We start from the raw sequence: 9,403 nt of genomic DNA on the forward strand, positions 1-9,403 counted from the left end.
ATCGTTTCGGCGGGAAGGGGAAGGTTTTTGTGAGCGACCTTGCGAGTGAATCCGTGAGCACGCGCCCTCGTGGGGGCGCCCGGTGAGCGTGCTCGAAGACATCGTCGCCGGCGTGCGGGAAGATCTCGCCGTGCGGGAAGCCGCGTTGCCGTTCGACGAGCTGAAGATCCGCGCGGCCGCCGCCCCGGCGCCGCGCGACGTGATGGCCGCCCTGCGCGAGTCCGGCATCGGCGTCATCGCCGAGGTCAAGCGGCGCAGCCCGTCGAAGGGTGAGCTGGCCGACATCCCCGACCCGGCCGCGCTGGCGAAGGACTACGAAGCCGGCGGGGCGCGCGTGATCAGCGTGCTCACCGAGCAACGCCGCTTCGGCGGCTCGCTGGCCGACCTCGACGCGGTCCGCGCCGCGGTGGACATCCCCATCCTGCGCAAGGACTTCATCGTCAGTCCCTACCAGGTGCACGAGGCCCGCCTGCACGGCGCCGACATGGTGCTGCTGATCGTCGCCGCGCTGGAGCAGAACGCGCTCGTCGCGCTGCTCGACCGCGTCGAATCGCTCGGCATGACCGCGCTGGTGGAGATCCACAACGCCGAGGAGGCCGACCGGGCCCTCGAGGCGGGCGCCAAGGTCATCGGCGTCAACGCGCGCAACCTGCACACCCTCGAGGTCGACCGGGACGTCTTCTCGCGGCTGGCCCCCGGCCTGCCGATGGACGTCTACAAGGTCGCCGAATCCGGTGTCCGCGGCCCGGGCGACCTGATGTCGTACGCCGGTCACGGCGCCGACGCGGTGCTGGTCGGCGAGGGGCTCGTCGCGTCTGGAGACCCGAAGGGTGCCCTGGTCAAGCTGGTCACCGCCGGCTCCCACCCCGCCTGCCCGAGGCCGTCGCGGTGACGAGCGAGCACGGTGCCGTCGAACGGCCTCACGAAGTCGGCGCGCACGACCCTGACGAGCGCGGCTACTACGGCCCGTACGGCGGGCGGTTCATGCCGGAGGCGCTGATCGGCGTCGTCGACGAGGTCGCCACCGAGTACGACAAGGCCCGCCACGACCCGGAGTTCCTGAACGAGTTCAACCGCCTCCTGCGCGAGTACGCGGGCCGCCCGTCGCTGCTCACCGAGGCCAAGCGCTTCGGCGAGCACGCTGGCGGCGCGCGGGTGTTCCTCAAGCGCGAGGACCTCAACCACACCGGCTCGCACAAGATCAACAACGTGCTGGGCCAGGCACTGCTCACCAAGCGGATGGGCAAGAAGCGCGTCATCGCCGAGACCGGCGCGGGCCAGCACGGCGTCGCGACGGCCACCGCGTGCGCGCTGCTCGACCTCGACTGCGTCGTCTACATGGGCGAGGTCGACACCGAGCGCCAGGCGCTGAACGTGGCCCGCATGCGGCTGCTGGGCGCCGAGGTGATCCCGGTCAAGACCGGGTCGCGGACGCTGAAGGACGCGATCAACGAGGCGCTGCGCGACTGGGTCACCAACGCCGGCACCACGCACTACCTCTTCGGCACGGCGGCCGGCCCGGCGCCGTTCCCGGCGATGGTGCGCAACTTCCACCACGTCATCGGCACCGAGGCCCGGGAACAGATCCTGGAGCAGGCGGGACGCCTGCCGGACGTCGTCGCGGCCTGCGTCGGCGGCGGGTCGAACGCCATCGGCATCTTCTCGGGCTTCTACGACGACCCGTCGGTGCGGCTGGTCGGCCTGGAGCCGGGCGGCGAGGGCATCGAGGGCAACCGGCACGGGGCGACCCTGACGAAGGGCACCCCGGGCAACCTGCACGGCGCGATGACGTACCTGCTGCAGGACGAGGACGGCCAGACGGTCGAGTCGCACTCGATCTCGGCCGGCCTGGACTACCCGGGCGTCGGCCCGGAGCACGCGTGGCTGAAGGACACCGGCCGCGCCGAGTACCGGCCGGTCACCGACGCCGAGGCGATGGACGCGTTCAAGCTGCTGTCCCGCACCGAGGGCATCATTCCGGCGATCGAGTCGGCGCACGCGCTGGCCGGCGCGCTGGTGCTGGGCCGCGAGCTGGGTCCGGACGGGCTGATCGTCGTGAACCTCTCCGGTCGCGGCGACAAGGACATGGACACGGCGGCCAAGTGGTTCGGACTGGTGAACGAATGAGCGGGCTGGACGACCTCTTCGCCACGACGCGCGCCGAAGGGCGTGCCGCGCTGGTCGGCTACCTCCCGGCCGGGTTCCCCACGGTCGACGGGTCGAAGGACCTGATCGCGGCCTGCGTCGACGGCGGCGCGGACCTGATCGAGGTCGGGATCCCGTATTCGGACCCGGTGATGGACGGCCCGACGATCCAGGCCGCCTCGGTGACGGCGCTGGACAACGGCTTCCGCCTCAAGCACGTGTTCGAGGTGGTCGAGTCGGTGTCGGCGCGCGGCGGGCGTGCGGTCGTGATGACGTACTGGAACCCGGTCAACCGCTACGGCGTGGACCGCTTCGCGCGTGATCTGGCGGCGGCGGGCGGGCTCGGCCTGATCACGCCGGACCTGATCCCGGACGAGGCTTCTTCTTGGATGGCGGCATCGGAGACGCACGGCTTGGACCGGACGTTCCTGGTGGCCCCGTCGTCGTCGGAGGAGCGGCTGGCGTTGACGGCGGCGTCGTCGTCGGGCTTCATCTACGCGACCGCGGTGATGGGCGTGACGGGCGCGCGCGACCAGGTCGGCGCGGGAGCCGAGGAGCTGGTGCGGCGCACGCGAGCGCACACTTCGCTGCCGATCGGCGTGGGCCTGGGCGTGCGTTCGGGCGACCAGGCGGCCGAGGTGGCATCGTTCGCGGACGCGGTGATCGTGGGCTCGGCCCTGGTCACGGCGGCGGCCGAGGGCACTTCGGGAGTGCACGCGCTGTCGGCGGAGCTGGCCGAAGGCGTGCGCCGGGCGGTCACGCCTGCGTGACCCGGAGTGGGTGTCACACCTGCGTGACACCCATCGCCCGATCAGAACTGTCGGTGGTGGTCTGCATACTCCTCGTGTGATGATCGGCAACGAGGGGATCGAGCGGACATGTCACACTGGGACAGACCCACGGCGACGCACCGGGACGGAGGTGAAGCGCGATGGCAGCACCGACTGAGCCCGGAACGGAGTTCTCCATCCCGCCGCGACCGGATGGCTGGACGGTCGACGAAGTTCTCGCCCTGCCCGAGGCTCAGACCTCTCTGCAGCGGATCGAACTCGTGGACGGAGCTCTCCTCGTGAGCCCGTGGCCGAGTCTGGAGCACCAGCGATTGGTTCGCGTACTCACGGTGCAGCTCAGCACAGGGGCGGAGCAGAGGTTCGAAGTGTTCCCGGGCGCGAATGTCGTACTGGGTAATCGCGGTGACCGCCTGGTCATACCGGATCTGGTAGTGATCGACGAGCCGGGGCTGAGGGGCGTCAGCGTCACCGAGAAGCAAGTCGTGCTCGTGGTGGAAATCGTCTCACCCTCGAGCAAGGTGCGGGACCGGGTCCTCAAGCGGGCTCTCTACGCCGAAGCCCTGATCCCGTACTACCTCCTGGTCGAATCCGGCGAGCCGGCCACGGCGACCCTCTTCGAACTCCAAGGCGACGAGTACAACCCCATCGCCAAGAGCGATGAAACGGATATCGAGATCACCAGGCCCTTCAACGCCACAATCCGCCTCGCCTGACCGGCTTTTGTACGAAAGCTGTACAGCGCCGCGGGAGAGTCCACCGCATGGACATCGCACACCTCCCGCGGCGCAGCTTCCTCCGCGGTGCCGCCGGCCTCGCCGTCGCCGGGGCCGCCGGCCTGGTCCTCCCGAGAGCCGCCCAAGCCGCTCAAGCCGCGGGCACCGAGCCGCGGATCTACGGCTGTGCCGAGTGGGGCGCGCGGCCGCCGGCCGACGCGCTCACCACGCTCGACCACCCCGCGAACCGGATCCTCATCCACCACATGGCCAGCGCCAACACCACCGACTACTCCCTCGCGCAGGCCTTCCAGATCGCCCGCGACGTCCAGCACGACCACATCGACAACAACCACTGGTCGGACTCCGGCCAGCACTTCAGCGTCAGCCGCGGCGGGTACCGGCTCGAAGGGCGGCACGGCAGCCTCGACGCGGTGCGCGGGCGGACCACCATGATCCAGGGCGCGCACTGTCCCGGGCAGAACACCAACGCCATCGGCATCGAAAACGAGGGCCTCTACCGCAGCGTCGAGCCGCCCGAGGCGCAGTTCGCCTCGCTCGTCGTCTTCTGCGCCTACATCTGCCGGCAGTACGGCATCCCCGTCGAAGAGATCAAGGGCCACCGCGACTTCTACAACACCGAATGCCCGGGCGACAAGCTCTACGCCAAGCTCCCGCAGTTGCGCAGCGAGGTCGCCAAGGCACTCAAGTCAATGTAGGTACCGCATCACGGCGCACAGCTCGTCCGGCGGCAGGGCGCCGAGCCGGTCGAGCTCGCCGCGGCGGACGTCCACCAGCGTCGCCGCCAGCTCGGCGCCGAACGCCGACGTCAACGCGCTGTCCGCTTCGAACGCCGTCACCGCGTCGGCCAGCGACGTCGGCAGCCGCTCGGGCGAGGGGAGCGTGCCGGGGTCGACGTCGACCGGCTCGGGCAGTGTCGAGCGCTCCCGCACCCCGGCCAGGCCCGCGAAGATCAGCCCCGCCACCACCAGGTACGGGTTCGCCGTCAGGTCGAAGCACTTGACCTCGAAGTTCGCCGCCCGGTCGCGCTGCCCGGCCGGGCCCTGGACCAGCCGCAGCGGCGCCTCGCGGTTCTCCAGGCCCCACACGCGGAACACCCCGGCCCAGTGGTGCGGTTCGAGCCGCAGGTAGCTGACTACCGACGGCGCGCCGATCGCCAGCAGCGCCGGCAGCCGCGACAGGATGCCGGCGCCGAACGCCTCCGCAGTCTCGGTGAGCCCGAACCGCCGGTCGCCGCCGGCGCAAAGGTTGCGGTCGCCGTCCCACAGGCTCAGGTGGACGTGGCCGCCGTTGCCGACGCCGTCCGGGGCGAACTTCGGCGTGAACGACGCCCGCAGCCCGTACTGCTCGCTGACCGTCCGGATGGTCTCGCGCGTCAGCACCGCGACGTCCGCCGCGCGCACCGGGTCGCCGGCCGCCACCGACACCTCGAACTGGCCGGCCGCGTACTCCGGGTGGATCTGTTCCACCGCGACACCCTGGGCGGCCAGGGTGGACACCAGTTTGCGCAGGTAGCCCGCCTGCGAAGACAGCCGCCCGTAGCCGTAAGCCGGGCCCGCGGTGGCCGAGCGCGGGTCGTCCGGCGCGTCCGCCGCCGTGATCACCCACTCGATCTCGAACGCCGTCCGCGCGTTGTAGCCCAGCTCCGCGAGCCGGGCCGTCGCGGTCGCGGCCAGCGCCCGCGCGTCCTGCGGGTGCGGCTCGCCGTCCTGGTCGTACCGCCACGCCGGGGCCCACGCCCAGCCGGGCTGCGCGGCCAGCGGCACGAGCGCGTCGAGGTCCGGGTGCAGCCGCAGGTCGCCGACCGGGCCGCGCGAATGCCTGCCGCCGACGATCTCGTCGGTGGCCAGGAAGAAGTCGAACGAGTTCGACGCGCCGACACCCCACGCCGCCGCCGACCACAGCCGGTCCACCGGGACGGCCTTCACCCGCGCGATGCCGCTGTTGTCCACGAAGGTCAGTGCGACGAGCTCCACGCCGGCGGCGCGCAGGGCGTCGGCCCGGAGTGCGCCCTGTTGCGCGAGTTCTGCCCGATCGAGCCGGCTCATCCTGCCCCCGTCGATGTCCACTGAGTCGATTGCTTGCGAAATGAGGTGGAGATCGTGTCAGACTCCGCCGAAACCCGTCCAGGGCTGCGCCGATCCCGGTCCGCACCGGCCTACGCTCGTAGGGTGGGAGAGAAGCTGCCGAGTGTGGACGGAGGCACATGAGGAGTTTGCTCCCGTTCGTCGCGGATCTGCCCCTGGTCGACCACCACTGCCACGGCGTCGTCACCCGCGACGTCGACCGCGCCGGTTTCGAGGCGATGCTGACCGAGGCCGACGCGCCTTCGCCGCTGGGGACCAGCCTGTTCGACTCGCTCATCGGGCTGGCCGTGCGCGCACGCTGCGCGCCCGTGCTCGACCTGCCGGAGCACGCCCCGGCCGAGGCCTACCTCGAGCGTCGCGCCGAACTGGGCGCGGCCGAGGTGGCCCGGCGGTTCCTGCGGGCCACCGGCACGACCGATTTCCTCCTCGACGGCGGGTTCCTCCCCGGCGAACTGACCACGACCGCGGGGTTCGCCGAGCTGGCGGGCACGCGCGCGCACGACGTCGTCCGGCTGGAACAGGTGGCCGAGTACGTCATCCGCGGCAGCACGGCACACGGGTTCGCCACCGCCTTCGCCGACGAGCTGGGGAAACGCGCCGAGACCGCCGTCGGGCTCAAGTCGATCGCGGCCTACCGCGTCGGCCTGGAACTGGGGGGTTCGCCGCCGTCCGCGCCGGAGGTCGAAGCCGCGGCCGGGCGGTGGCTCGCGTCGGGCACCCCGCGCCTGGCCGACGAGGTGCTGCACCGGCACCTCGTGTTCACCGGCCTCGACCTCGGCCTGCCGGTGCAGTTCCACGTCGGCTACGGCGACGCCGACGTCGACCTGCGCCGCTGCGACCCGCTGCTGCTCACCGGGCTCCTGCGGGCCACCCGCGGCAGCGGCGTGCCGATCCTGCTGCTGCACAACTACCCGTTCCACCGCAATGCCGCGTATCTGGCGCAGGTCTTCGAGCACGTGTTCGTCGACGCCGGGCTCATCACGCACAACGCGGGGTTCCGGGCGCCGGCCGTGCTGGCCGAGCTCCTGGAGATCGCGCCGTTCGGGAAGGTCCTCTTCTCCACCGACGCCTTCGGGCTGGCCGAGCTGTACCACCTGGGCACCGCCCTGTTCCGGCAGGGTTTGTCGGATTTCGCGCGTGCCGCGCTCGACGCCGGCGCGATGTCCGAAAAGGACGCCGTCCGGCTGTGTGCTTTGGTGGGACACGAGAACGCGAAGAGGATCTACCGCTTGGAGCACGTGTGAGTGATCTGTGGACCCGGTGGACGCAGGCGATCGCCGACGAACTGCCCGCCGCCGTCGAGCTCCGGCACGCGGTGCACGCCGACCCCCGCGGCTCCGGCGACGAGGAGGACACCGCCCGCCTGGTGGCCGCCGCGCTCGGCATGGGCGACGGCACCCGCGTCGCCAAGACCGGCCGCGCGATCCGGGTGCCCGGCGGGGCCGGGCCGGGCGTGGCGCTGCGGGCCGAGCTCGACGCGCTCCCGGTGCTGGAGGGCACCGGCGTGCCGTGGGCGTCCGGGAACGACCTGATGCACGCGTGCGGCCACGACGTCCACCTCGCCGCGCTGGTCGCCGTCTGCCGGGCCGCGGAGCGCGTCGGCGTGCCGCGGCCGGTCCTGGCGCTGCTGCAGCCGCGGGAGGAGACGTCGCCGCCCGGCGCGCTCGACGTCGTCGAGTCCGGAGTGCTGGCCGAGCACGGGGTGGACACGGTGATCGGCGCGCACGTCCAGCCGCGGATCGCGCACGGCGTCGTCGCGGCGGTGCCGGGCCCGGTGAACGCCTCGACCGACGAGTTCGAGGTCACGATGCACGGCCAGGGCGGCCACGCCGGCTACCCGCACCTGCTGCGCGACCCCATCCTGGCGCTGTCCCAGCTGGTGGTGAGCCTGCAGCAGCTGGCGTCCCGCCGGATCGACCCGGTGTTCGGCGCGGTCTGCTCGATCGGCCGCATCCAGGGCGGCGCGGCGGCCAACGTCGTCCCGAACAGCGCGAGCGCGTTCGGCTCCCTGCGGTTGATGCGCGCGAAGGACCGCGAGCGAGCCCTGGAGACCCTGGCCGAGATCGTCCACGGCACCGCGCGGGCGCACGGCTGCACGGCGGAGCTGGAGATCAGCCCGTGCGAGCCGGTCCTGGACAACGACGCTTTCCTGGCCGCGGGTGCCCAGCGGTGGCTGCGGCACGCCGGCTTCGTCGTCGACGAGGGGTTCCGGTCGTTCGGCGCCGACGACTTCGCCCACTACTGCGGCGGCGCGACCCGGGGGCTGATGCTGTTCGTCGGCCTCGGCGACACGGCGGGCGTGCCGAGCCTGCACGACGAACGGTTCCTGCCGCGTGACCAAGCCGTCACCCAGGTCGCGCACGCGCTGGTGGCGGGGTACCTGGCCGCCTTGGATGCTCCGGCGCCTTAGCGCTACGGTGGCCGCGTGATGAGCGCCTTTCTCGCGACGATCCCCAGCCCCGACCGCGGTGTCTGGCACCTGGGACCGATCCCGCTCCGCGCGTACGCCCTGTGCATCATCGCCGGCATCATCGTGGCGATCTGGTGGGGCGAGCGCCGCTGGGTGGCCCGCGGCGGCACCAAGGGCACGGTGATCGACATCGCGGTGTTCGCGGTGCCGTTCGGCCTGGTCGGTGGCCGGTTGTACCACGTGATCACCGACCCCGAGCTGTACTTCACCGAGGGCCGCAACCCCTGGAAGGCGTTCGCGATCTGGGACGGCGGCCTCGGCATCTGGGGCGCGATCGCCCTCGGCGCGGTGGGCGCGCTCATCGCCTGCCGCCGCCGCGGCATCCCGCTGCCGGCGATGGCGGACGCGGTCGCCCCTGGCATCGTCGTCGCGCAGGCGATCGGGCGCCTCGGCAACTACTTCAACCAGGAGCTGTACGGCGCGCACACCGACCTGCCGTGGGGGCTCGAGGTCTACCAGCGCTTCAACCCGGAGGACCCGGACAACCTGCTGAACGGCGTCGCGACGGGGCACATCCCGCTGCCGGAGAGCCCGGTCCACCCGACGTTCCTGTACGAGCTGATCTGGAACCTGCTGGTCGCGGCGCTGGTGGTGTGGGCGGACCGCAAGTTCAAGCTCGGCCACGGGCGCGCGTTCGCGCTGTACGTGGCGGGCTACACGGCGGGCCGCGGCTGGATCGAGATGATGCGGACGGACACGGCCAACCACATCCTCGGCCTGCGGGTGAACGTGTGGACGTCGATCCTGCTGTTCGCGGGCGCGGTGGCGTACTTCGTGATCGCGGCCCGGCGGGGGCCGCGGGAGGCACTGGAGACCCTGGTGAGCAAGGACGCCCGGCCGGCACCGGACTCGCCGCCTTCGGACGCCTCGGTACCGGCCGCGGATTCCGCCTCCGCGGACGAGCCGGAGCACGCGAAGGTGGCGGCCGAGGCACCGGCTCCGGAGAAGCCCGCTGCTTCGGAGACGCCGGCCTCGGCTTCGTCCTCGTCCTCGACCTCGACCTCGGCCGAGGAGCAGAAGAAGACCGACAAGAGCTGAAGCGCCAGTCTCAAGCGCCCCAATGGGGTTGTTTCATCGTGGTTTGTGCTGGTCAGGTCGGGTTGAGGGGGTGTGGTAGTGCTCAAGCGGGGCCTGGCCGGGCGTTGTCGCGGACGTTCTGTTCGTGCTGGGTGAGCA

The 9,403-nt window shown here is 71.8% G+C and carries 9 protein-coding genes; 8 read left to right on the plus strand and 1 reads right to left on the minus strand.

All coding sequences use genetic code 11. From position 1 onward, the window contains the following. Positions 1-82: 82 nt before the first annotated feature. The 5 genes from trpC (at position 83) to I4Q55_RS46840 (ending at position 4,368) form a co-directional block, all read left to right on the plus strand. Positions 83-892, plus strand: coding sequence for an indole-3-glycerol phosphate synthase TrpC (gene trpC, locus I4Q55_RS46820; RefSeq protein WP_206797339.1), 810 nt, complete (start codon positions 83-85; stop codon positions 890-892). Beyond that, positions 871-2,127, plus strand: coding sequence for a tryptophan synthase subunit beta (trpB, locus tag I4Q55_RS46825; RefSeq protein ID WP_242547976.1), 1,257 nt, complete (start codon positions 871-873; stop codon positions 2,125-2,127). The genes trpC and trpB overlap by 22 nt, the downstream gene beginning before the upstream one ends. Next, entirely contained in the window at positions 2,124-2,915 is a 792-nt protein-coding gene (trpA, locus tag I4Q55_RS46830) for a tryptophan synthase subunit alpha (RefSeq protein ID WP_206797341.1), read from the plus strand. The genes trpB and trpA overlap by 4 nt, the downstream gene beginning before the upstream one ends. Before the next feature lie 161 nt (positions 2,916-3,076). Beyond that, positions 3,077-3,649, plus strand: a complete 573-nt coding sequence (locus I4Q55_RS46835; protein ID WP_206797342.1) for a Uma2 family endonuclease — start codon at positions 3,077-3,079, stop codon at positions 3,647-3,649. 47 nt (positions 3,650-3,696) lie between these two features. Beyond that, a complete protein-coding gene (locus I4Q55_RS46840; protein WP_206797343.1) occupies positions 3,697-4,368 on the plus strand; it encodes a peptidoglycan recognition family protein in 672 nt (223 codons plus the stop codon). On the opposite strand, the gene I4Q55_RS46845 is transcribed toward I4Q55_RS46840, so the two are convergent. Continuing rightward, on the minus strand, positions 4,360-5,718 hold the full coding sequence (locus I4Q55_RS46845; protein ID WP_206797344.1) for a glutamine synthetase family protein: 1,359 nt from the start codon (positions 5,716-5,718) through the stop codon (positions 4,360-4,362). The genes I4Q55_RS46840 and I4Q55_RS46845 overlap by 9 nt on opposite strands. A 158-nt stretch (positions 5,719-5,876) precedes the next feature. Here I4Q55_RS46845 and I4Q55_RS46850 point away from each other — a divergent pair, with 158 nt between their 5' ends. Genes I4Q55_RS46850 through lgt form a run of 3 tightly spaced genes read left to right on the plus strand, consistent with a single transcriptional unit; the run spans position 5,877 to position 9,265 of the window. Further along, complete coding sequence (locus I4Q55_RS46850) at positions 5,877-7,001, plus strand: amidohydrolase family protein (protein WP_206797346.1); 1,125 nt, start codon at positions 5,877-5,879, stop codon at positions 6,999-7,001. Beyond that, entirely contained in the window at positions 6,998-8,167 is a 1,170-nt protein-coding gene (locus tag I4Q55_RS46855) for a M20 family metallopeptidase (RefSeq protein WP_206797348.1), read from the plus strand. Before I4Q55_RS46850 ends, I4Q55_RS46855 begins: the two co-directional genes overlap by 4 nt. A gap of 18 nt (positions 8,168-8,185) precedes the next feature. Next, positions 8,186-9,265, plus strand: coding sequence for a prolipoprotein diacylglyceryl transferase (lgt, locus tag I4Q55_RS46860; RefSeq protein ID WP_206797350.1), 1,080 nt, complete (start codon positions 8,186-8,188; stop codon positions 9,263-9,265). Positions 9,266-9,403 lie beyond the last annotated feature (138 nt).

The organism is Amycolatopsis sp. MtRt-6 (assembly GCF_017308975.1).
In the GTDB taxonomy this organism is placed as follows: domain Bacteria; phylum Actinomycetota; class Actinomycetes; order Mycobacteriales; family Pseudonocardiaceae; genus Amycolatopsis.